The sequence below is a fragment of the Sulfitobacter sp. M05 genome (assembly GCF_029285175.1).
Lineage (GTDB): Bacteria > Pseudomonadota > Alphaproteobacteria > Rhodobacterales > Rhodobacteraceae > Sulfitobacter.
Window position 1 is genome coordinate 357079 of the sequence record NZ_JABEDH010000001.1, and the last position, 21105, is coordinate 378183.

At 58.0% G+C, this 21105-nt stretch carries 23 protein-coding genes and 1 tRNA gene; 13 read left to right on the plus strand and 11 right to left on the minus strand.

Annotation, left to right across the window (positions count from 1 at the left end):
• Positions 1-24 precede the first annotated feature (24 nt).
• The gene (locus HKX44_RS01740; protein WP_276149584.1) at positions 25-444 is read right to left on the minus strand and encodes an SRPBCC domain-containing protein; all 420 of its coding nucleotides are present in this window, start codon (positions 442-444) and stop codon (positions 25-27) included.
• On the minus strand, positions 441-761 hold the full coding sequence (locus HKX44_RS01745) for a metalloregulator ArsR/SmtB family transcription factor (RefSeq protein WP_276149585.1): 321 nt from the start codon (positions 759-761) through the stop codon (positions 441-443). Before HKX44_RS01745 ends, HKX44_RS01740 begins: the two co-directional genes overlap by 4 nt.
• Before the next feature lie 149 nt (positions 762-910).
• Between HKX44_RS01745 and HKX44_RS01750 the strand changes: the two genes are divergently transcribed.
• The gene (locus HKX44_RS01750; protein WP_276149586.1) at positions 911-1381 is read left to right on the plus strand and encodes an MmcB family DNA repair protein; all 471 of its coding nucleotides are present in this window, start codon (positions 911-913) and stop codon (positions 1379-1381) included.
• Positions 1382-1392: 11 nt separating this feature from the next.
• Here the strand turns inward: HKX44_RS01750 and HKX44_RS01755 are convergent, their stop codons facing one another.
• A complete protein-coding gene (locus HKX44_RS01755; RefSeq protein WP_276149587.1) occupies positions 1393-1587 on the minus strand; it encodes a DUF6324 family protein in 195 nt (64 codons plus the stop codon).
• 77 nt (positions 1588-1664) lie between these two features.
• On the opposite strand from HKX44_RS01755, the gene HKX44_RS01760 reads away from it, so the two are divergent.
• A complete protein-coding gene (locus tag HKX44_RS01760; protein ID WP_276149588.1) occupies positions 1665-2147 on the plus strand; it encodes a GNAT family N-acetyltransferase in 483 nt (160 codons plus the stop codon).
• 54 nt (positions 2148-2201) lie between these two features.
• Positions 2202-2278, plus strand: a tRNA-His gene (locus HKX44_RS01765).
• Between the two features lie 189 nt (positions 2279-2467).
• Here the strand turns inward: HKX44_RS01765 and HKX44_RS01770 are convergent.
• Positions 2468-2752, minus strand: a complete 285-nt coding sequence (locus tag HKX44_RS01770) for a DUF6476 family protein (RefSeq protein WP_276149589.1) — start codon at positions 2750-2752, stop codon at positions 2468-2470.
• Here HKX44_RS01770 and HKX44_RS01775 point away from each other — a divergent pair.
• From HKX44_RS01775 to HKX44_RS01790, 4 genes are all read left to right on the plus strand, one after another.
• Positions 2751-3785: an RluA family pseudouridine synthase gene (locus tag HKX44_RS01775; protein ID WP_276149590.1), complete on the plus strand. Its 1035-nt coding sequence runs from the start codon at positions 2751-2753 to the stop codon at positions 3783-3785. The genes HKX44_RS01770 and HKX44_RS01775 overlap by 2 nt on opposite strands.
• A gap of 169 nt (positions 3786-3954) precedes the next feature.
• Entirely contained in the window at positions 3955-4851 is an 897-nt protein-coding gene (gene rpoH / locus HKX44_RS01780) for an RNA polymerase sigma factor RpoH (RefSeq protein ID WP_276149591.1), read from the plus strand.
• Positions 4852-4929: 78 nt separating this feature from the next.
• Positions 4930-5199: a DksA/TraR family C4-type zinc finger protein gene (locus HKX44_RS01785; protein WP_276149592.1), complete on the plus strand. Its 270-nt coding sequence runs from the start codon at positions 4930-4932 to the stop codon at positions 5197-5199.
• Between the two features lie 31 nt (positions 5200-5230).
• Positions 5231-6301, plus strand: a complete 1071-nt coding sequence (locus HKX44_RS01790) for a glycoside hydrolase domain-containing protein (RefSeq protein WP_276149593.1) — start codon at positions 5231-5233, stop codon at positions 6299-6301.
• On the opposite strand, the gene HKX44_RS01795 is transcribed toward HKX44_RS01790, so the two are convergent.
• Genes HKX44_RS01795 through HKX44_RS01815 form a run of 5 tightly spaced genes read right to left on the minus strand, consistent with a single transcriptional unit; the run spans position 6298 to position 12077 of the window.
• On the minus strand, positions 6298-8118 hold the full coding sequence (locus tag HKX44_RS01795; protein WP_276149594.1) for a M3 family oligoendopeptidase: 1821 nt from the start codon (positions 8116-8118) through the stop codon (positions 6298-6300). The two genes, HKX44_RS01790 and HKX44_RS01795, sit on opposite strands and share 4 nt — an antisense overlap.
• A gap of 60 nt (positions 8119-8178) precedes the next feature.
• A complete protein-coding gene (locus HKX44_RS01800; RefSeq protein WP_276149595.1) occupies positions 8179-9777 on the minus strand; it encodes an ATP-dependent DNA ligase in 1599 nt (532 codons plus the stop codon).
• Entirely contained in the window at positions 9774-10787 is a 1014-nt protein-coding gene (locus HKX44_RS01805; protein WP_276149596.1) for a ligase-associated DNA damage response exonuclease, read from the minus strand. Before HKX44_RS01805 ends, HKX44_RS01800 begins: the two co-directional genes overlap by 4 nt.
• A gap of 52 nt (positions 10788-10839) precedes the next feature.
• Positions 10840-11787 carry an alpha/beta hydrolase gene (locus HKX44_RS01810; RefSeq protein WP_276149597.1) on the minus strand — a complete coding sequence of 316 codons (948 nt, stop codon included), beginning with the start codon at positions 11785-11787 and terminating at the stop codon, positions 10840-10842.
• On the minus strand, positions 11787-12077 hold the full coding sequence (locus tag HKX44_RS01815; RefSeq protein WP_276149598.1) for an SCP2 sterol-binding domain-containing protein: 291 nt from the start codon (positions 12075-12077) through the stop codon (positions 11787-11789). The genes HKX44_RS01810 and HKX44_RS01815 overlap by 1 nt, the downstream gene beginning before the upstream one ends.
• Positions 12078-12152: 75 nt before the next feature.
• Between HKX44_RS01815 and HKX44_RS01820 the strand changes: the two genes are divergently transcribed.
• The 5 genes from HKX44_RS01820 (at position 12153) to HKX44_RS01840 (ending at position 17188) form a co-directional block, all read left to right on the plus strand.
• Positions 12153-12710 (plus strand): tetratricopeptide repeat protein, encoded by a 558-nt coding sequence (locus tag HKX44_RS01820; protein ID WP_276149599.1) that lies wholly within the window; start codon positions 12153-12155, stop codon positions 12708-12710.
• A gap of 11 nt (positions 12711-12721) precedes the next feature.
• On the plus strand, positions 12722-15601 hold the full coding sequence (locus HKX44_RS01825; protein WP_276149600.1) for a helicase-related protein: 2880 nt from the start codon (positions 12722-12724) through the stop codon (positions 15599-15601).
• Positions 15602-15988: an RNA-binding S4 domain-containing protein gene (locus HKX44_RS01830; RefSeq protein WP_276149601.1), complete on the plus strand. Its 387-nt coding sequence runs from the start codon at positions 15602-15604 to the stop codon at positions 15986-15988. It begins immediately after the preceding gene.
• Between the two features lie 52 nt (positions 15989-16040).
• Positions 16041-16379 carry a ferredoxin FdxA gene (gene fdxA / locus HKX44_RS01835; protein WP_276149602.1) on the plus strand — a complete coding sequence of 113 codons (339 nt, stop codon included), beginning with the start codon at positions 16041-16043 and terminating at the stop codon, positions 16377-16379.
• 296 nt (positions 16380-16675) lie between these two features.
• Positions 16676-17188 carry a CarD family transcriptional regulator gene (locus HKX44_RS01840; protein ID WP_025044283.1) on the plus strand — a complete coding sequence of 171 codons (513 nt, stop codon included), beginning with the start codon at positions 16676-16678 and terminating at the stop codon, positions 17186-17188.
• Positions 17189-17239: 51 nt separating this feature from the next.
• Here the strand turns inward: HKX44_RS01840 and HKX44_RS01845 are convergent, their stop codons facing one another.
• On the minus strand, positions 17240-18010 hold the full coding sequence (locus tag HKX44_RS01845; RefSeq protein ID WP_276149603.1) for an adenosylcobinamide-GDP ribazoletransferase: 771 nt from the start codon (positions 18008-18010) through the stop codon (positions 17240-17242).
• An 81-nt stretch (positions 18011-18091) separates the two neighbouring features.
• Between HKX44_RS01845 and cobT the strand changes: the two genes are divergently transcribed.
• Positions 18092-19105: a nicotinate-nucleotide--dimethylbenzimidazole phosphoribosyltransferase gene (gene cobT, locus HKX44_RS01850; protein ID WP_276149604.1), complete on the plus strand. Its 1014-nt coding sequence runs from the start codon at positions 18092-18094 to the stop codon at positions 19103-19105.
• A 59-nt stretch (positions 19106-19164) separates the two neighbouring features.
• Here the strand turns inward: cobT and HKX44_RS01855 are convergent, their stop codons facing one another.
• Positions 19165-21081, minus strand: coding sequence for a cation:proton antiporter (locus HKX44_RS01855; protein WP_276149605.1), 1917 nt, complete (start codon positions 21079-21081; stop codon positions 19165-19167).
• Between the last annotated feature and the right edge of the window lie 24 nt (positions 21082-21105).

Consider the following 21105-nt stretch of genomic DNA (forward strand, 5'->3'; position numbering starts at 1 on the left):
GCACAGGATTAAGGGGTCCTGACCCTAGGTATCCTCGTTGATATACCCGCGCATGCGGCCCATGTGTTCGTCCCAGCCTTTGTCCAGTGATAGCAGCAGACCAAATGCCGCGTCACCTGTGGGCAGGCCCTCATGGCGCAGATGCAGACGGGTGCCGCCTTTAACCTCATCCAGAGTCCATTTGACAGTACTGGTGGCATCCCCCATCGGGCCGACGGAAAAAGTATATTCCAGATATTCAGGCGCACGGGCTGCGATGACATTTCCCCAGATCAATTTATCACCGGACTCGGCACCAAACATGGCAAGTGGTTGCCCTTCGGTGAGTGGCGTTTTGGGTGGGTGGAACCACAGAGCCAGTTTGTCCGGCTGGGTCAGATACTCCCAGACATCGGCACGGGGGGCCTTCAGGAAGATGGTTTTTTCGATTATGGGGCGGGTCATGTATTATCCTTTTCGATGGCGTTTTTTAGGGCGTCGAGGCGGCCGTCCCAGAAATTATCAAAGACTTCGAGCCAGCTGAGGACCGGTGCAAAGCCGTTTGGATTGATGCTGTTAATGCGTTCCCGCCCACGCGGGGTGACAGTGATCAACCCGCCGTCGCTGAGTACGGTGAGGTGTTTCTTGACTGCCGCGCGGGTCATATCGAATTGATCCGAGACATCTGCAATGGTCATGTCCTTGGTACGCAGAAGGGCAAGGATGTCGCGCCGGGTCGGATCAGCGAGGGCGCGAAAAGTCATCTGTGTATTGTCGGGCATTGAGGCTCCTCATTTGTGATACCTTATGGTTTCATATATGGGAAACCATAAGGTATCATGTCAAGTCGTTTATGCAGTGGAATTGGTGATCAAGCGGTCAATGTAACAAGCTCTCTTGCGAATGTTCATGAAATGTTCATGATTGTCGTATGTCAGACACCGAATTTTCACCCGCTTCCTCGTTTTTGCAGCCCGGTCAGCTTTTGGCGCGGGGGGTGGGGCGGCATCTGGCCAGCCACGGTTTTGCCTGCGTTGAAGAGCTGGTGCCGACGCGCGGATTGCGGGTGGATGTGATGGCGCTGGGTCCCAAAGGAGAGATTTGGGTGGTGGAATGTAAATCCTCGCGCGCGGATTACATGTCAGACAACAAATGGCGCGGCTATCTGGAATGGGCGGACCGGTTTTTCTGGGCTGTGGATAGTGATTTTCCAACCGAGCTGCTGCCGGATGACTGCGGATTGATCATTGCGGATGCCTATGGCGGTGAGACCATTCGCATGGGGCCGGAAACGCGGCTGGCCGCCGCGCGGCGCAAAGTTATGGTGCAAAAGTTTGCGTTTCATGCGGCGCGGCGTCTGCACTTGTTGCGCGATCCCGACATGCATCCGCAGTGGGACTGAGGCAAGGCGCTCTAGCGGTTGGCCTTGCTGCCGCTGACCCGATTGGCCGCAGCCATGATTTCCTCGGCGATTTCGTAGGCTTCTTCCGGGGTGAAATCCATTGGAATTTCAATGCCGTCACCTTCGACAAACAGGCGTACCATGCCGGCATCGGTGGGGCCGATCTGAAGGTTGGCTTCGATGTCGCGTTCGGTGTTAATGCCCATGGCTGCCTCCAAAATGTGGATGCATCGCTACCGCGGGCCGGCTTGAAAGGCAAGGACCTGCGGGGCATGCTGACAGGATGGAAAAGGTAGAGATTCGCAGGTTCGAGCCGCAGGATCGTGATTGGCTGGTCGCGGAACATCGTGATTCTTATGCCCGCGCGGAAGGGTTCGACGACAGTTTCGGTATTCTGGTGGGCGGTATTCTGGATGATTTTCTGAATTACCATGATCCGGCTTGTGAATCCGGTTGGATCGCTTGGGAGGGCGGGCAGCGGCTGGGCAGTATTTTCTGTGTGAAGCTGGACGGGCAAACTGCAAAGCTGCGGCTGTTCTTGTTGACCGAGCGGGCACGCGGCAAGGGGTTGGGGCAGCGGATGCTGGCGCATTGCATGGGGTTTGCCCAGGCGCAGGGATATCAGCGGATGAAGCTGTGGACCCACGAATCGCACCGGGCGGCTGGGGCGCTTTATGCAAAAAATGGCTGGCAATTGATGTCATCGGAGCCTGTTGTGTCTTTTGGTCAGGCTTTGATCGAACAGCATTGGGAAATCACACTTTAACCCGCTTCTTTGGTCTTGCATTCCGTTTAAGGGGAAGCTAAATCGGCCCCACGTGCCGCCTTAGCTCAGTTGGTTAGAGCACTGGTTTGTGGAACCAGGGGTCCCCCGTTCGAGCCGGGGAGGCGGTACCATTTTCAATAATTTAGAGAATTTTTGGCAGCGGTGGGTAAGAGCCATTGCAGATCTAAGGCCCGGCCCGGATCAGGAGTTATTTTGGTACGACTTGGCCCCGGGTTCACCAGGTGCAGATGTTGCCGGGGCTCTGCCCCATCGATCAAAGATCGATTCCCCGCAGGATATAAGGCCAAAAAGAGGGGGGATCAGTCGATCTGGAGGGACTGTCGCAACCCACCGGTCAGGCGGTCGTAGATCAGGATTTCGTCATCAGAGGTGACGATGGCGTACCAATCAGCCCCTTGCGTAAAGGCCTGGGCTGTTTTGCCGTCCGGCAGGGTGATTTGATCCGGTAAATCGGGGGCGGGGCGGTTCAACCGCGTGACAAGCAGGCCAATCACCACTAGAACCCCGGCAATCATCACCACGGTCAGTACCGTCACCAACCGCCTTAAGAACCGCAGGTTTGCAGGCTCAATCGGATCATCCATGTCAATTCTCCGCCACATCTCATTTATCTTGCGTGAAAACCCGCCGTCCCGTCTTGATAAGGCGCTGGCGCGGGATGTGCCAGAGGATGCGAACCTGTCGCGCACACGTCTGGGCAAGCTGATCGAACAGGGCGCGGTCAAGGTGGCGGGCGCGGTTGTACGTGATCCACGCGCACGGGTGGTCGCGGGTCAGGTTGTTGAGATTGGGGTTGAGGAGGCCGAGGAGAGCCATATTCAGGCGGAAGACATCCCGCTAGAAGTGATTTTCGAGGATGACGATCTGGTGGTGATCAACAAGCCGGCGGGGATGGTGGTGCATCCGGCACCCGGATCGCCGTCTGGGACCTTGGTCAATGCCCTGATGGCCCATTGCGGGGACAACCTGTCTGGCGTTGGCGGTATGAAGCGGCCCGGTATCGTGCATCGGATTGACAAAGAGACCAGCGGCTTGCTGGTGGTGGCAAAATCGGATGCGGCGCATCATGGGCTGGCCAAGCAGTTCGAGAAACACACGGTCGAGCGCTATTACAAGGCGCTGGTTTACGGGGTGCCCGACGGCAATGATCCACGGTTGCGGGGCATCAAGGGGGCGTCGTTCGAGGCGGGAAATATCCTAAAGCTGACCACACAATTGGCGCGGCATAAGACCGACCGGCAGCGTCAGGCGGTGTTGTTTAATGGCGGGCGTCACGCGGTGACACGCGCACGTACGGTCGAAAGTTTCGGCACCCCGCCGGTGTTGGCCTTGATGGAATGCTGGTTGGAAACCGGGCGCACCCATCAGATCAGGGTGCATATGGCCCATGCAGGGCATTCGCTGGTTGGGGATCCGACCTATGGCGGGCGGCGCAAACTGCCCAAAGCGGCGATGCCGCAGATCGCGGCCGAGGCGGTCAAAGCCTTTCCGCGTCAGGCGCTACATGCCGCGGTCCTTGGCTTCGAGCATCCGGTTACATCGCAGATGATGCGGTTCGAAGCCCCGTTGCCGCAGGATATGGCGGGATTGTTGGATGTGGTGCGGCTTGCCGTTTGACGCATGGCGTTGCGGAACCGTCAGGTAACCTGTGCTTCACCTTTCTTAGATAAGTGTGAATAATTCCGGTGCCGTCAGCCTTGTAAATGCGGCGCCACCGCCCATATTGATGTTAAGCCCGTAAACATAAACGTTTAAGACACGGGATCTTCAGGGAAAGGGACCAGTTATGGCCAATTATGCAAATCTGCCGGCACCCACACCGGAAGGCGGTCTGAACCGCTATATGCAGGAGATCCGCAAGTTTCCGCTGTTGGAGCCTGAAGAAGAATACATGCTTGCCAAGGCGTGGGTTGAAAAAGAGGATACCAAGGCCGCGCATAAGATGGTGACCTCGCATCTGCGCTTGGCCGCGAAAATTGCCATGGGCTACCGTGGGTATGGGTTGCCGCAGGCCGAGGTGATTTCTGAGGCGAATGTTGGCTTGATGCAGGCGGTGAAACGGTTCGACCCAGAGAAAGGGTTCCGTCTGGCGACCTATGCAATGTGGTGGATCAGGGCGTCGATTCAGGAATACATCCTGCGCTCATGGTCCTTGGTAAAACTGGGGACGACATCCGGTCAGAAGAAGCTGTTCTTTAACCTGCGCAAGGCCAAGAATAAGATCGGCGCGCTGGAAGAGGGCGATTTGCGCCCGGAGAACGTTAAAACCATCGCAACCCAGTTGGGTGTGACCGAAGCGGAAGTGATTTCGATGAACCGCCGCATGTCGGGTGGGGATGCATCGCTGAATGCGCAGGTTGGGTCGGACGGCGAAGGCACGATGCAGTGGCAGGACTGGCTGGAGGACGACAATGCCGACCAAGCTGGTGATTATGCCGAACGTGACGAGCTGGAGACGCGGCGTGAAATGTTGGCGGACGCAATGGAGGTGTTGAATGAGCGCGAACGCGATATCCTGACCCAGCGCCGGTTGAGCGATCAGACGGTTACGCTGGAAGATCTGAGCAGTAAATATGACGTCAGCCGCGAACGGATACGTCAGATTGAGGTGCGGGCGTTCGAGAAGTTGCAGACCCGGATGCGCGAACTTGCCAAGGAAAAGGGCCTCTTGACAGCTGGCTAGGGGACCACCCTGTGCCGACTTGACGAAACACCAACCCTGCCCACATTCTGGGGCAGGGTTTTTTCATGGAGAGAGCAGATGGCTGGGGGATGGGCAAAAGACGGTGCGGTATCCGAACAGATCGAGGCGTCGATTAATGATGAACTGGCCCGATTGAAAGCACGCAAGACGCCGGTGGGCGAGAGCCGAAGCCACTGTGCGGAATGCGAAGAGCCGATTCCCGAAGCACGCCGTGCGGCCTTGCCGGGGGTGAAACTTTGCATTGAGTGCGTCCGTGAACGGGATGCGACGTTTCAGACGCGGGGCGGGATTAACCGGCGCGGATCAAAGGACAGTCAGTTAAAGTAGCCCGAGGCGGGGCTATCTGATAGGGTAGGGCATGTTGTTGCGCGATTGCATCCCGTTGGAATTTGGCCGGATGGCCCTTGGCATTGCCTTTTTGGGGGGTGTTGTCGTCATCGGGATGACTGGCACATCCAAGGCGGGACCTTCCTGTGATTCCCATCCCGGCTTCACTGTGATTGATGCCTCGCATCCGCTGACCGATATTCTGCCCCGTGGTGGCAGGCCGGCGATGGCCGCGATCCGTGATCTGGGGGTTGATACGATCGTCCGCTACTATGACAATGTGGCCGAAACCTTGCCGTGCAAAACACTGGTGCCGGAAGAAACCGGCGCGATTTTACAGGCCGGTTTCAACCTCTTGGCAGTATTTCAGCATCATAACGACAATCCGATGACTTTTGTCACGCCGGGGCGCGGCACGCTGGATGCGCAGCGTGCGATTGAACTGGCATTGGCCAACGGCCAGCCCAGCGGTTCGGCGATCTACTTTGGGGTGGATGGCGTGGACGGGGCGGTGCAATCGGCAAATTACGAATACGCCAAGAGCGGCGGCGGAGAGATTTCATCCGCCCGCCAAGTGACGCTTGAGAACAGCATGGGGGCGGGATCGTTTCGCAAACATCAGGCGTTTTATGATATCTACCGCGAAGAGGCGGTGGACCTTTTTGGCGGTACGGCGGGCAAACACGGGCCGCGTGATATCCTACCCTACATCGACACGTATTTTCGCGATATTCAGACGATTTTCACCAATTTTGGCAACCAAACCGGCATGCGCTTTAAAATTGGCGGCTATGGCGGCGGGCTGGTCTGTGACCATTTGCTGTCAACGGGGATGGTTGATTTCTGCTGGCTGTCGCAATCCAAGGGCTTGGCCGGTTACCAGAGTTTTGAGGCCTCGCAAAAATGGGTAATGCGGCAGGAGCTGACCACGGTGTGTAACGGTTGGAAGTTTGGTACCGGCGGTGATTTTCAGTTTGATTTCAATACGGTCAACCCACGCACCCCTGATTTTGGTCAGTGGAATACGCAGGTTGATTATGCGGTGCCGTTCAGCCGCCCCCTGAAAAGGGACGGCGTGGGATGTTACGCGTGGAGTGATTAATCCTCCATCGCTTCCAATTCATCGATGAAGCCGGAAATCATCGACAGGCCCTTGTCCCAGAACGCCGGGTCGCTGGCATCCAGGCCAAAGGGGGCGAGCAGTTCCTTGTGGTGCTTTGATCCGCCGGCCTTGAGCATATCGAAGTACTTTTCTTCAAAGCCTTCTTCACCTTCGGCGTAAACCGCGTAAAGCGCGTTTACCAGGCCGTCACCAAAGGCATAGGCGTAGACGTAGAAGGGTGAATGCACGAAATGCGGGATATAGGCCCAGAAGTGTTTGTACCCCTCCATGAATTCAAAGGCAGGCCCGAGGGATTCACCCTGAACGGACATCCACAAGGCGTCGATGTCATCCGGGGTCAACTCGCCATGACGGCGGGCGGCATGTAGTTTGCATTCGAAATCGTAAAACGCGATTTGGCGAACAACCGTGTTGATCATGTCCTCGACCTTGCCGGCCAGCAGCACCTTGCGTTCCGCTTGGGTCTTGGCCCCGTCCAGCATCTTGCGGAAGGTCAGCATCTCGCCAAACACCGAGGCGGTTTCCGCCAATGTCAGCGGTGTGGAAGACAGCATTTCACCCTGTCCGGCGGCCAGAACCTGATGCACGCCGTGGCCCAGTTCATGCGCCAAGGTCATGACATCACGTGGTTTTCCCAGATAGTTCAGCATCACATAGGGATGAACATCGGTAACGGTTGGGTGGGCAAAGGCACCCGGTGCCTTGCCCGGTTTCACCGCCGCATCTATCCAGCCTTTGGTAAAGAAGGGGGCCGCCAGCTCTCCCATGCGCGGATCAAAAGCGTTATAGGCATCCATCACGGTTTTCTCTGCCGCCGCCCAGTCCACCACGCGGGGATCTTCCATCGGCAGGGGCGCGTTGCGGTCCCAGACCTGCATCTTGTCCAGCCCCAGCCATTTGCGTTTTAGTTCGTAATACCGGTGGCTTAGCTTGGGGTAAGCGGCAACAACCGCGTTGCGCAGCGCCTCAACCACCTCTGGTTCAACCTGATTGCTCAGATGGCGACCGGTCTGCGCGGTTTCCATGCCCCGCCAGCGGTCGATGATTTCCTTTTCCTTGGCTTGGGTGTTGTGAACACGCGCGAAGGTTTTGATATTGCTGCCCAAAACATCCGCCAGTTCACGCGCACCGGCCTCGCGTTTGTCACGGTTTTGGTCGGTCAACAGGTTCAACGTGCCCTCGATGCCCAGCTGTTCGCCCTCGATCTCGAACTCCAGACCGGCGATGGTTTCATCAAACATCCGCTCCCATGCGTCACCAACCACGCCCAGATCATGCATGAATTTCTCAAGCTCGTCTGACAGCTGATAAGGTTTCATTGCACGGATACGGTCAAAGACCGGTTTGTAGCGTGCCAGATCACCGTTTTGCGCCAGCAGTTTTCCCATGTGATCATCAGGCAGTTTGTTCAGCTCCAGCGTGAAAAAGACCAACGGCGTGGTGAAGTTTGTGATCCGCTCTTGCATGTCGGACATGAACTTTGCGCGGCCCGCATCCGTGGTCAGCTGGTAATACCGCAGGCCGGCAAAAGACATGATACGGCCAGCAATCTGGTTGATCTTTTCGTTGCGCAGTACGCATTCCAGCAAGCCGGCAGCGTCTTGTTCTTCCAGCTTGCCTTCGTAATCGCTGGCGAAGCTGGCGCAGGCCTGCTCTAGCCAATCAAGATCGCGTTTCAGTTCCGGCGCGTCTTCGCCCGTGTAGAGATCATTCAGATCCCATTCGGGCAGGTCGCCCAGATTTTCATTGCCATGCCCGGCATTTACGTCACGAAGGGGGAAGGGAAGTTGAAACATCGGATACCTCATCTGTTTCATCCTACCTAAGCGTGGCAGGGCAGCGGGACAAGCGCCCCGTCAACCATAAATGCGTAGCATTTCGTTAAGATCGTCCAGCGTATTGGCTTCGGCCAGTGGCTTGTCCTTGCGCCAGCGTTTCATGCGGGGAAACCGCAAGGCCACGCCGGACTTGTGGCGTGAGCTGGGCTGGATGCCTTCAAAGGCAATTTCGAACACATGATGTGGTGTCACCTGCCGCACGGGGCCAAATTTTTGCAGGGTATTCTTGCGTACCCATGCGGTGATCTGGCGGAACTCGGCATCCGTCAGACCTGAGTAGGCCTTGGTAAAGGGCACAAAATCGTCACCGTTGCGCACGGCAAAGGTGAAGTCGGTGAACAGGTTAGCCCGCCGGCCTGACCCCGATTGCGCATAAATCATCACAGCATCAATGGTCAGTGGTTCCAGTTTCCATTTCCACCAATCGCCCTTTTTGCGGCCTGCAAGATAGGGGCTGTCGGCGCGTTTCAGCATCAGCCCCTCGGCATGGGCGTCGCGTGCATCACGGCGATACTCGGCCAACCTGTCCCAGTCGGGAAACGCAAGCTGCGGCGAGAGTTTGACCGGTGCGTCGCTCGGCAAATCGACACAGGCCATTTCCAGCAGGGCACGGCGTTCGGCAAAAGGGCGGTCGCGGATGTCATCACCCTGCCATTCCAGCAGGTCATAGGCATGTAACACCACGGGGGCTTCGCTCAGCAGCTTCTTGGGCACGGTCTTGCGTCCGATGCGGGGCTGTAAGGCGTTGAAGGACGCGGGTTTATCTGCGCCTGCCTGCCAGACAAGCAACTCGCCATCCAACACGGTACCGCTTGGCAGGTGGTCAATTGCGCGGGCCAGTTCGGGAAAGCGATCGGTCATCAATTCTTCGCCACGCGACCAGACGAAATACGCGCCCTCGCGCAAAATGAGCTGACCGCGGATGCCGTCCCATTTCCATTCCGCACGCCAATCTGAGGGGGCACCCAAATCCTGGGGTTCTTGCTCCAGTCCATAGGCCAGATAGAACGGGTAGGGGCGCGAGGCGTCGGCGCTGGCGTCTTCAGCCTCGATCAGGCTGTGCCAGCTGTGGGTGTCCGGGTGCCAGTTGCCCATAAGCCGGTGAGCCAATTCAGCCTCGGATTTGCCAGTGGCCTGCGCCAGGGCACGTGTCATCAATTTCTGGCTGACCCCCATGCGAAACCCGCCGGTGATCAGTTTGTTAAAGACGAACCGCTCGCTGCCACCCAGCCGTTGCCAAGCGTTCAGCACAAAAGCCTTTCGCGCCGCCTCATCCACGTCGGCCAGACCGCGCAGATCATTGATCCATTGCGACAAGGGCCTGTTGTCGCCAGACAGGGTGGCCGGCAAAATCAACGAAATCGTTTCTGCCAGATCCCCGACTATTGCATAGCTGTCCTCAAACAGCCAAAGCGGCACCCCGGCGACCTCGGCGGCCCATTCGCGCAGGCGGGTTGTTGTCACCGCGCGTTTCGGGCGGCGCCCGGAGAACAGCGCAACCGTCCAGAGCCGGTCAAGATCATCCGCTTCGGTGAAATATGCGGCAAGAGCGGCAACCTTTACCGTGGTTTTTGTGCTTTGGTCGATGGCGTTGAAAAGGGTGGCAAAGCGTTTCATGCTTGCTCTTCCGCCCCAGCGGTTTCACCCTCGAACTGCGTTGGAATGACCCGGGATTGCCAGCCGTTTTCGTTCAGGTATTTGTTGAAGATATCGGTGTAACCATGTGTCACGTATATATTTTCTGCGCCTGTCTGCTTGATCGCTGACAGCAGGCCCTCCCAATCGGCATGATCCGAAATGACAAAGCCGCGGTCCCCCGCGCGGCGGCGACGGATGCCGCGGATCGCCATCCAGCCGGAAGCGAAACCGGTTTCTTGTGGTCCGAACCTGCGCGCCCAAGTGCTGCCCATGGCGGAGGGGGGGCAGATCACGATTGCGCCGGGATGGTTTTTCGGGATCAGATCGGCACTCGCATGGCGGGTTGCAGGCAGGGTGTACCCTTGGCCCCGCAGCACACGGTTGCTGTTTTCAACTGCGGTATGCGTCAGGATCGGGCCGATATCTGGGTCCAACATCGACAGCAAGCGCTGCGCCTTGCCCAAGGCATAAGCCCCTAGAAATGCGGTCTTTCCTGCCGCTGCGCAAGCGGACCACCACGTGTTGATCTCGGCGGCGACAGTGGCCTGTTCGGCCCAACGGAACACCGGCAGGCCAAAAGTGCTTTCGGTGATGAAGTGATGGCAGGGCACGGGTTCAAAAGGTTCTGACAAACCGTCGTCGGTGATTTTGTAATCGCCGGAGGCCACCCAAATTTCGCCGCCGACCTCAATCCTGATCTGGGCGGAGCCGGGCACATGGCCTGCGGGGTGAAAGGAAACCTGTGCATCGCCGATCCGGATGACTTGTCCATATGCGATGCTTTCCGCCGAGATATCCCCAAGCCGGTGCCGCATAATCGGCAATGTGCCATCTGTGGCCAGATATGTCCCCATGCCTGGGCGGGCGTGATCGGCATGGCCGTGGGTGATCAGCGCGCGCGCGACAGGGTACCATGGATCTACGTAAAAATCGCCGGCAGCACAATAGATGCCCTTGTCGGTAAAGCTGAGGATTGGTGCGCGTGTCATCAACCTAACTTAGGTCAGCCGCGCGTATTTCAAAGAGAAAAAGGAAGGCGGATCAGCTGGTGACCGTGCCAAGGAACAGCTTTTCGATGCCATCCAGTGCCTGATTGCGCAGCTGCGGCTGTTCCATCAGGATTTCATGTTCGCCGCCTTCGATCAATTCAAGCCGCCCGCCGACCCATTTTTCCATCCGTTCATGGATCGGCGGCACATTTACGATACGTTCATTGGTGCCAAGCCATGTCACCGCAGGTAGGTTTGGGGCCGCACGTTCGGCAAGGTGGCGTGTTTCTGCCAGTGCTTCGCGCAGCCAGACATAGCTGGGGCCGCCAAGGGCAAGTTCGGGATGGACGGCCAGTTGATCGCGCATCATGTCGAACATTTCTGCATCGGTGGTCAGCAGATTGTCGTCAAAGGCGGCGGTTGTCACATAGGGATCAGTGGTGGTACCGGGCGGCAGTTGATGGCCCTTGCCAAATCGCGGCATCACGTTGGACAAAAACTGCGCAATGCCCCGCAGATGTGGTTTGAGATATATCCCCCACATCGGGCCGGTAAAGGAGGCGGCCTGAACACTCATCCCCTCCATCACCGCGCGCAGTCCGATACATCCGCCCATGGAGTGGGCAAGTAGGAAATAGGGGCGTGGCAGGGCAAGAGCGCGGGCGGCGCGCATCAGGGTTGCCACATCTTTCTGGTAATCGGTGAAACTGTCCACATGGCCCACAAGCGGGTCGTCAATCAGCCGGTCCGCCAGCCCCTGACCACGCCAGTCGATGCACATGGTTGCCAGACCGCGACTTGCGATGTCACGCGCGGTTTGGCCATATTTTTCAATGTATTCGGTGCGGCCCGGAAACATAAGCACCGTGCCTTTTGCCCCGGCAAGAGGCCAGTGGGCGACCCTGATCCGTTTGCCGTCAGAGGTGACAGCCCAATGCGCAGCCCCACCTTCGGGGCCGGGATGCACATCGGTGAAAAGGGGGGCCGCCGTCAGGTCCATCAGCCGAGAACAGCCGCCAGTTTCATGGCCATGCCCATGTCGCCGTCAACCTTCAACTTGCCCGTCATAAAGGCCGCAGTGGGGTTGGTCTCGCCTTCAAGGATTTCCTTGAACGTATCGGCATCCGCGCTCAGCGTGACATCGGCGTCGTCGTCAGCAGCACGTGCGCCATCGCCATCAATCATAACGGCACCTTCGCCTTGAATGTCGAATTTGGCAGATCCGTCAAAATCGGCCCCCGCCAGTTTCGCATTCAGTACGGTAACCGCTTCGTTTACAATATCGCTCATCTTCAGCCCTTTTTTGGCAAATGGTGCCGGTCACATCTGGAATTGTGCCGGCAGCCTGTTACATTCACTGTTGTTATGCGCAACTTACCCGTCAACCTCAAACGTCACCTTGCGGCACTCGGTGCAACTGTGTTGCTGTGCAGCACGGTTTCCGCGGGAAGTGCAACACCTGAACAGATGGACAGGCTCAAGGCGGCGAGCGGGGCAGCGGCCACGCGGGTGGCCAAAGAAATTGAAATGGCGTGGTCGAAATCGGGTTCTGCGGCGATGGACCTGCTTTTGCGGCGCGGCAAGGAGGCCCTAACCGAAGGGCATTACCCCCTGGCGATTGAACATTTGACAGCGCTGACCGATCACGCGCCTGATTTTGCCGAAGGGTACCATGCCCGCGCCGAGGCCTATTTTCGCGCCGGGCTTTTCGGCCCTGCACTTGATGATCTGGAAACGACATTGGCTTTGAACCCAATGCATTACGAGGCGATGTTCGGGTTGGCAGTGATGTTTCAGGAATTTGGTGATCTGCGCAACGCTGCCCGTCTTTATCGTCAGGTTCTGGCGATCTACCCTAGCCACGACAATGCCGGCAAGGCATTAAGCCGGTTGAAACGCGACGGCATTGGCCGCGAACTCTGATCGGATAAGAAGTGTCAGGCAATGGAAAGGTTGTGGCCGTATTGGGCCCGACCAACACGGGTAAAACCACCTATGCAATCGAGCGGATGCTGGGGCATCGCACGGGTATCATCGGTCTTCCGCTGCGCCTGCTAGCGCGCGAGGTCTATGACAGGATTGTCGCAATCCGTGGCCCGTCGGTGGTAGCGCTGGTCACTGGTGAAGAACGAATTGTGCCACCGCGTACCCAATATTGGGTCTGCACGGTCGAGGCGATGCCCGAAGGCATGGGCGCGGATTGCGTTGCCATCGACGAAATTCAACTCTGCGCCGATCCAGAGCGGGGGCATGTGTTCACGGACCGCCTGCTGCGCTATCGTGGCCTGCATGAAACCCTGTTTCTGGGGGCTGATACCATGCGCGGCAGCATCGCGGCGCTGGTCCCGGAGGTGCATTTTGTAAAACGCGAGCGGATGTCTGAATTGACCTATGTAGGTCAGAAAAAGATAAGCAGGATGAAGCCAAGAAGTGCGATTGTCGGGTTTTCGGTTGAGAATGTATATGCCATCGCCGAGCTGATCCGGCGTCAAAAGGGCGGTGCTGCGGTGGTGATGGGCGCGCTGAGCCCACGTACACGCAACGCGCAGGTCGAGATGTATCAGAATGGCGAGGTTGATTATCTGGTGGCTACCGATGCCATCGGCATGGGGCTGAATCTGGACGTGGACCATGTGGCCTTCTCCGCGCTGAGCAAGTTTGACGGACGGCGAATGCGCCCGCTTGCCCCCAACGAGCTGGCCCAGATCGCCGGTCGGGCCGGACGCGGATTCAAAAGCGGTACGTTCGGCACAACCGGGGATGCCCCCGCTCTGGATGATGGTGTGGCGCGGGCCATTATGGATCACAACTTTACGCCTCAGAATAAACTGAACTGGCGCAACCATGCCTTGCAATTCGGGTCGATTGATCGTTTGATTTCAACCTTGGAGATGAGTCCAAAACAGGAAAGACTGGTCCGTTCACGCGAAGCTGACGACCTGAAAGCACTAAAAACACTCGGTCAGGTTGATGAGATTTTTGCCCGATGCACCAACGGGCCTTCGGTGAAACTGCTTTGGGATGTTTGTCGCATTCCCGATTTTCGTGGCATAAGCAGCGCCGAACACGCCGGTCTTTTAGAAAGTATTTTCATTGACTTACATCAACGTGGGGAGATTTCGGAAGACTGGTTGGCAGGGCAGGTCAAACGCATTGATCGCACCGATGGTGACATTGATGCACTGTCTAAACGGCTGGCGTTTATCCGCACTTGGACCTATGTGGCACAGCGCAAAGGCTGGACCAGAGACGAAAGCCATTGGCGCGGGGCCACTCGTGTCGTAGAAGACCGCTTATCGGACGCCCTGCACGAGCGTTTGACACAGAGATTTGTAGATCGGCGCACATCCGTGCTTTTGCGCCGGCTAGGACAGAAGGAAGCCATGGTGGCCGAAGTTAGCGATACCGGTGAAGTGACCGTCGAAGGCGAATTTGTAGGCAAGTTGGACGGTTTCCGTTTCCGCGCCGACAAGGGGGCAGGCGGTGCCGAGGAAAAGACAATCAAGACCGCAGCGCTGCAGGCGTTGACCCCCCAGTTTCATCTGCGTGCGGACCGGTTTTACAACGCACCCGATACTGAAATTGATTTCACCGAACAGGGTGGCCTGATGTGGGGTGCCTCTGCGGTGGGCAAGCTGGTCGCGGGGCAAGATGCGTTGAAGCCGCAGGTTGAAGTGTTTGTTGATGACATTGCAGGCCCTGAGGTCGTGCAAAAAGTGCAACGCCGTTTGCAGCACTTTATCGACCGCAAGGTGGCGGCATTGTTTGAACCGCTGCTGGCGCTGTCCAAGGATGAAGCCTTGAACGGGTTGGCCCGCGGGTTTGCCTTTCAGATGGTTGAGAGCTTTGGCATTCTGCCGCGTGCGGGTGTGGCCGAAGATGTAAAATCGCTTGATCAGGACGCCCGGGGCGCATTGCGCAAACATGGCATCCGGTTTGGTCAGTTCACGATCTTCATGCCGCTGCTGCTAAAGCCCGCACCGACCCGTTTGCGTCTGGTTTTGTGGTCTCTTTCCAAAGGCTTGTCAGAGTTTCCTGAAGCCCCACCTCCGGGGCTGGTCACTATTCCTGTGGACGCCGGTGCGCCCGAAGGTGCCGATACAATGTCCGGCTACCGCAATGCCGGTACCCGCGCCATTCGTATTGATATGCTGGAACGTCTGGCCGATATGCTGCGCGGTGAAAACTCGCGCAGCGGTTTCGAGGCCAAGGCAGACATGCTGTCGATCACGGGCATGACACTTGAGCAGTTTGCCGACCTGATGGGTGGTTTGGGCTATCAGGCCGAAAAGGCCGAGCGCGCCAAGGTGAAACCGGTGACCGAGGTGATGCCAGAAGCTGGCAAGGCCAAGGCGGACACGCCGGTGATGGATGCCAATTCTGCACCTGAAGGGGCGATCACCGAATCCCCAGCACCGGATGCGGTCGCCGAGATTGGCGATGCAGGCGTTGCACCGATTGCGGAAACGCCAGTTGGAACGCCGGAAACGGCGGCAGCTGTTCCTGAAACGCCAGCCGAGGAAATCCTGCCCGGCACGGCAGCGGATGCTGATGTGGCTGAGGTTGAGATGGAGGTTTATTACACCTTCACCTGGGGCCGGCCAACGCGCAACAATACCAACCAGCGCCGCAACAATGACAAGCCGCGCGGCAAAGGCAAACCGTCACAGGGCAAGGGCCGCAAGGGTGGGCCAAAAGGCGACCGGGGCAATAAGGCGCAGAACTTCTCGGCCCGCCCGCCGAAAAAGGAAAAAGCCATTGATCCGGATAACCCGTTTGCTGCGGCCTTGATGGGGTTGAAGGACGGTAAATAAGTGTCTGACAGTGTTGAGAAACTGCGCGTTGACAAATGGCTTTGGCACGCGCGGTTTTTCAAGACAAGGACCTTGGCAGCGGCGCAAGTCAAAGCCGGGGCGTTGCGCATCAACGGCACCCTTACTCAGAAACCAGCCAGCACGATTGTGCCTACGGACGTGCTGACCTTTGCGCAGGGCGATCATATTCGCGTGATTCAGATCGATGCCTTGGGCGTCAGGCGCGGACCGGCCCCCGAAGCACAGGCGCTTTATACGGATTTGTCCCCGCCAGAGCCCAAAAATCGGAACAAACAACCCGAGAATCCCGGTTTTGACGGAAAAGGGCGCCCAAGTAAGAAGGATCGTCGCACCCTTGATCTTTCTAAGGCCCGCTATCTTGAATGATCCTACGGCCTGATTTACTTCACGCCCAAGCCTTTCTGACAGAGATCCTTGCATGACCTATATCGTGAACGACGCCTGCATCGCCTGCAAATACACCGACTGTGTCGAGGTATGCCCCGTGGATTGCTTTTACGAAGGCGAGAATATGCTGGTGATCCACCCTGATGAATGTATCGACTGTGGTGTTTGCGAGCCGGAATGCCCGGCGGACGCGATCCGCCCGGATACCGAACCGGACGCGGAGAAGTGGGTTGAATTCAACCGCAAGTATTCCGAGCTGTGGCCGGTCATCATCACCAAGAAAGACCAGCTGCCCGAGGCCGAAGAGCGCGACGGCGAATCCGGCAAGCTGGAGAAGTACTTTTCCGAGGCCCCAGGCGAGGGCGGCTGATTCGGGCACCTTCGATAGGGCGCTGGCCTTCGGGTCATGTTTTACAGGGGAATCCCGTGTATTTCGGCGAACTTTCGGAACGGCCTGTTTTGTGATATAGTAAGTGAAAGCTGAAACAGACGATCGGTCACCAATGCACCACTTCACACTGCGAAATTGCTGCCGCAACTGACCATCTTACTCCGACTTTGACGCACCCCATCGCGGGCCATATGGCTGCGATTGGTTGCGTTATTTCGTGTCTGCCACAGCCCAATTATTTTCTGCGGGTCCGCCCGCGCCACAGGAGCCACTACATGTCTAAATCGAAGAAGCTTGATTTCCGTCCTAATGAGTTTGTCGTCTACCCTGCGCATGGCGTCGGGCAGGTCGTTTCCGTTGAGGAGCAGGAAGTCGCCGGCATCACGCTGGAGCTGTTCGTGATTGCGTTTGAAAAAGACAAGATGACCCTGCGTGTTCCGACCCATAAGGCGACTGAAATCGGTATGCGCGCGCTGTCATCGCCAGATGTCATTGCCCATGCGATGAAGACGCTGAAAGGCAAGGCCAAGGTGAAACGCGCCATGTGGTCACGCCGAGCACAGGAATATGAACAAAAGATCAACTCGGGTGATTTGATTGCGATTGCCGAGGTTGTGCGTGACCTGCACCGCACCGATGATCAGCGCGAGCAAAGCTATTCTGAACGTCAGCTCTATGAAGCGGCACTTGAGCGGCTGACCCGTGAAGTCGGCGCTGTTGGCGGCGGGGACGAGGTTGCAGCTGCCAAACAGATCGGTGACGTGTTGGAAAGCCGCATCGCGGCGTAAGCGGTTTTGAACAAGTCTTGACGCGCCGTCCCTGAAAGGGGGCGGCGTTTTTTATGGCAGGGTGGCAAGAAAGCTGAGCAACACAGCGATTTCCGTCACCTGTTGCGTCGCCCCAAGTACGTCACCGGTTTGCCCGCCGATTTTGGCGCGGGCGACAAGTGTCACACCGGTTGCGGCGATCAGTGCGGGGGCCAAGGTCGCAGGCAGTATCAGAATTGCGGCAAGGATCCCAAATAAGAGCGCTGTGATCATCGCCTGTTTCGGCGGACGTCCGGTATTGCCCGACAGGCCTGACGGGCGGGCCGCAGGCAGGCCATACATCACCACAACCATGGCGGCGCGCGACATCACCGCGGCGCAGGCCAATGCCATCAGGTAACCACCTGCCGTCAGAAGCGCGACCACCGCGACCCAGCGCAGCGCCAGCGCCACCACCAGCGCGATCACCCCATAGGTGCCGATCTGACTGTCCTTCATGATGGCCAGCCGGCGTTCCCGGGTCCAGCCGCCCCAAAACCCATCTGCGCAATCCGCCAGCCCATCTTCGTGCAACGCACCGGTGCTTGCGATGCCAGCCAGCAGGACAAGCACCGCCGCAGCGGCAGGCGGCAGGCCAATCCCGAGGGCGCACCAGCCGACAAGGGCGGACAACAGTGCCACGATGAGCCCGACCAGCGGATAGGCCCATGCCGCATAGGCCGCCGGCCTGCGCTGATCGGTAGGAAAGGCGGCTGCGGGAACAGGCAGCCGCGTCAGCAGCCCAAGGGCGAGCGGCAGGTCGGTTGCACGGGGGCGGAACCCAGAGATGTCGTTTCCAGTCACTTTTCTGCCTTTTGACCTCTTCCTGTGGTGCGGCGCGGTGGATAGACAGGAAGCAACCCAATCCAAAGCCAGAGCATGCCCATGACCGATGAATTTGCAACCCTGTCCGATTTTCGTGCCCTGCTTGCAGGGTTTCCCCATGCTGACACCGATATGCTTGCTGCGGCACAGGCGCACAACATGCAACTGACCAAACCACCCGGTGCTTTGGGGCAGCTTGAGGATCTTGCCCTGTGGTATCGCAGCTGGCGGGGCGGCGAGAACGCCGAAATCTCCGCACCACAGGTGATTGTTTTTGCGGGTAATCACGGGGTGGCGGCGCGTGGGGTTTCGGCCTTTCCCGCCGAGGTCACCGCGCAGATGGTGATGAACTTTCAGCATGGCGGTGCCGCGATTAACCAGATTGCCCGGGTGAACGGGGCGACATTGGATGTCGTCGCATTGAACCTTGAAAACCCGACACAGGATTTCACCCAAGGCCCTGCGATGTCTGAAGATGAATGTGTTGCGGCCTTGCAAGCGGGATGGAACACGGTGAACCCTGATGCGGATCTGCTGGTGGTGGGTGAAATGGGGATTGCGAACACCACGTCAGCCGCGGCACTGGCCTGCGCGCTGCTGGGGGGGGATGCGGCAGAATGGACAGGGCGCGGCACTGGTGTTGATGACGCCGGGCTTACGTTGAAAACCCAAGTCGTCGCTGAAGGTGTCGCCTTGCACAAGGGGCAGGGTGACGGATTGGAAACCCTGCGCCGGCTCGGCGGGCGTGAACTGGCTGCGATGGCGGGGGCAATGGTGCGGGCACGCAGCCTGCGCATTCCGGTTATTCTGGACGGGTTCATCTGCTCTGCGGCAGCGCTGTGCCTTGCGCATACCCATGAGGGGGCGCTGGATCACGCGGTTGCCGGTCACCAGAGTGCCGAGGGCGGTCACGAACGTCTGCTAGCGGCATTGGGCAAGGTGCCGTTGCTTCAGCTTGGTCTGCGGCTGGGAGAGGCCTCAGGCGCGGCGCTGGCAATTAGCGTGCTGAAGGGGGCCATGGCCTGCCACGCAAGCATGGCAACCTTTGCACAGGCGGGTGTCAGCGACAGCTGATGCCATTGAGGGCAAAGGGGGGGCGGCGCTGGTATCCGCCCCTTCCGTTTCCGGCGGAATCAGGCGCTTTTTTGGTCTGTCTCGTCACTGCGGTTCAGGAACGAGGTTTCAAGATCCTTTTGCAGTTCCTTGGCGCGGGCCACGTATTCTTTATTGGCCGAAGGTTCGACATCGGCGCGCCACAGGGCGGCCAGTTCGCGAACAGACATGCGATCATGGGCATAGAACATGCGCTCTGCTTCATGGGCTTCAAACTCTGACAGGCCCATGTTTTCCAAGACATAGCGACCGGCCCGAAGCGAGCTGTCGAACATTTCACGGACGATGTCATTGGCACCGGCTTGATACTGGCGATAGACCTCCGTGCGGTCACGCGCCCGTGCGATGATGTGCAGGTCGGGGCGTTCCTTGCGGGCATATCTGATCAACTCCAGGGCGGCCTTGGTATCGTCCAGCGCGACAACCAACACATGTGCGTCTTTGATCCCGGCCTTGCGCAAGATGTCGGGGCGGGTTGGATCGCCAAGATAGGCCTTGAATCCGAACCGCCGCATCACGGCGATGGCTTCGGGGTTGTGATCTAGAACAACAGTCTGAAATCCGCTTGTTTGTACCAAACGGTTCACCACCTGACCAAAACGTCCGATACCGGCGATAATCACCGGGCCGTCGTGTTCGATATCGTCCGGCTCGACGGTGCCGCCTGTGTCCTCCATCCGTTTGTGAATGATGTCATAGACGATAAACAACAGGGGGGTAATCAGCATCGACAGGGCAATTACCAACAGCAGGGTCTCTGCAACAACGCCCGGCATCACGCCGGTCGTGACCGAGAAACTGACCAGCACAAAACCGAATTCACCGGCCTGTGCCAGCCCAAGGGCAAACAGCCATTGATCCCGTCCGCGCAGTTTGAACATCCGCCCCAGACCAAATAGAATGATCCCTTTTACAATGATCACCAAAAGCGCCATGCCAAGGATGATGACCAGATCGGCAAACAGCAATTCAAAGTTGATGCCGGCCCCCACCGTGATGAAAAAGAGACCCAGCAGCAGGCCCTTAAAGGGTTCGAGGTCGGTTTCAAGCTCGTGACGGAATTCCGAGCTGGCCAGAACAACACCAGCCAGAAACGCGCCAAGGGCAGGTGACAGGCCGACCAGCATCATCAGAAAGGAAATGCCGGTTACGATCAGCAGGGCGATGGCGGTATACATTTCGCGCAGGTTGGCCGAATGGATAAAGCGGAACACCGGACGCGTGAAAAACACACCTACAACGATGATCCCGGCGATGGCCCCGATGGTAACAAGGGTGACACCCCAGCCAGGCAAGCTTTGTACATAGGAGAAAGCGGCTTCGGCGGCGGCAGGGCCATGTGTGCCCTCGGTTGATTTATGAGCGGCGTCGACCTTTTCAGGGTCAATCGAGATTGATCCGTCCGGCATGACTCCGGCCAGCGTTGTAATGGCCAGCAGCGGCAGGAAGGCGAGGATCGGGATCACCGCAATATCCTGCGTCAGCAGCACCGAAAAGACCGAGCGCCCGCCGCTGGTCTTCATCAGATTCTTTTCAGACAGGGTTTGTAAAACAATCGCCGTCGAAGACAGGGCCAACGTCAGGCCGATAGCCAGCGCGACATTCCACGGCTGGTCATAGGCCATGGCGATGCCCATCAGGGCTGCCGTGGAAATCACCACCTGCAACCCGCCAAGACCCAGCAACCGGTGGCGCATGTCCCACAGCGCCCGTGGTTCCAGCTCTAACCCGATCAGGAACAGCATCATCACAACGCCGAATTCGGCAAAATGTTGCAGGTCCTTGGTTTCGGACCCAACAAAGCCCAGAACGGGACCAATCAAAATGCCCGCCGCTAGATACCCCAGAACCGACCCGAGCCCAAGCCGCGCAGCGATCGGCACAGCGATGACAGCAGCAGCAAGATAGATGGTGGCTTGGAACAGGAAACCTTCCATGACGGTCCTTTCAGGAGAAATGAG

What these genes read in the sequence shown, in the direction of transcription:
- HKX44_RS01815 (WP_276149598.1), bottom strand. Translation starts at nt 12,077, where the DNA reads ATGAGCGATATTGTAAACGAAGCGGTTACCGTACTGAATGCGAAACTG.
- HKX44_RS01820 (WP_276149599.1), top strand. Translation starts at nt 12,153, where the DNA reads ATGCGCAACTTACCCGTCAACCTCAAACGTCACCTTGCGGCACTCGGT.
- HKX44_RS01790 (WP_276149593.1), top strand. Translation starts at nt 5,231, where the DNA reads ATGTTGTTGCGCGATTGCATCCCGTTGGAATTTGGCCGGATGGCCCTT.
- HKX44_RS01855 (WP_276149605.1), bottom strand. Translation starts at nt 21,081, where the DNA reads ATGGAAGGTTTCCTGTTCCAAGCCACCATCTATCTTGCTGCTGCTGTC.
- HKX44_RS01770 (WP_276149589.1), bottom strand. Translation starts at nt 2,752, where the DNA reads ATGGATGATCCGATTGAGCCTGCAAACCTGCGGTTCTTAAGGCGGTTG.
- HKX44_RS01775 (WP_276149590.1), top strand. Translation starts at nt 2,751, where the DNA reads ATGTCAATTCTCCGCCACATCTCATTTATCTTGCGTGAAAACCCGCCG.
- HKX44_RS01750 (WP_276149586.1), top strand. Translation starts at nt 911, where the DNA reads ATGTCAGACACCGAATTTTCACCCGCTTCCTCGTTTTTGCAGCCCGGT.
- HKX44_RS01760 (WP_276149588.1), top strand. Translation starts at nt 1,665, where the DNA reads ATGGAAAAGGTAGAGATTCGCAGGTTCGAGCCGCAGGATCGTGATTGG.
- HKX44_RS01785 (WP_276149592.1), top strand. Translation starts at nt 4,930, where the DNA reads ATGGCTGGGGGATGGGCAAAAGACGGTGCGGTATCCGAACAGATCGAG.
- rpoH (WP_276149591.1), top strand. Translation starts at nt 3,955, where the DNA reads ATGGCCAATTATGCAAATCTGCCGGCACCCACACCGGAAGGCGGTCTG.
- fdxA (WP_276149602.1), top strand. Translation starts at nt 16,041, where the DNA reads ATGACCTATATCGTGAACGACGCCTGCATCGCCTGCAAATACACCGAC.
- HKX44_RS01800 (WP_276149595.1), bottom strand. Translation starts at nt 9,777, where the DNA reads ATGAAACGCTTTGCCACCCTTTTCAACGCCATCGACCAAAGCACAAAA.
- HKX44_RS01740 (WP_276149584.1), bottom strand. Translation starts at nt 444, where the DNA reads ATGACCCGCCCCATAATCGAAAAAACCATCTTCCTGAAGGCCCCCCGT.
- HKX44_RS01745 (WP_276149585.1), bottom strand. Translation starts at nt 761, where the DNA reads ATGCCCGACAATACACAGATGACTTTTCGCGCCCTCGCTGATCCGACC.
- HKX44_RS01810 (WP_276149597.1), bottom strand. Translation starts at nt 11,787, where the DNA reads ATGGACCTGACGGCGGCCCCCCTTTTCACCGATGTGCATCCCGGCCCC.
- cobT (WP_276149604.1), top strand. Translation starts at nt 18,092, where the DNA reads ATGACCGATGAATTTGCAACCCTGTCCGATTTTCGTGCCCTGCTTGCA.
- HKX44_RS01755 (WP_276149587.1), bottom strand. Translation starts at nt 1,587, where the DNA reads ATGGGCATTAACACCGAACGCGACATCGAAGCCAACCTTCAGATCGGC.
- HKX44_RS01805 (WP_276149596.1), bottom strand. Translation starts at nt 10,787, where the DNA reads ATGACACGCGCACCAATCCTCAGCTTTACCGACAAGGGCATCTATTGT.
- HKX44_RS01795 (WP_276149594.1), bottom strand. Translation starts at nt 8,118, where the DNA reads ATGTTTCAACTTCCCTTCCCCCTTCGTGACGTAAATGCCGGGCATGGC.
- HKX44_RS01840 (WP_025044283.1), top strand. Translation starts at nt 16,676, where the DNA reads ATGTCTAAATCGAAGAAGCTTGATTTCCGTCCTAATGAGTTTGTCGTC.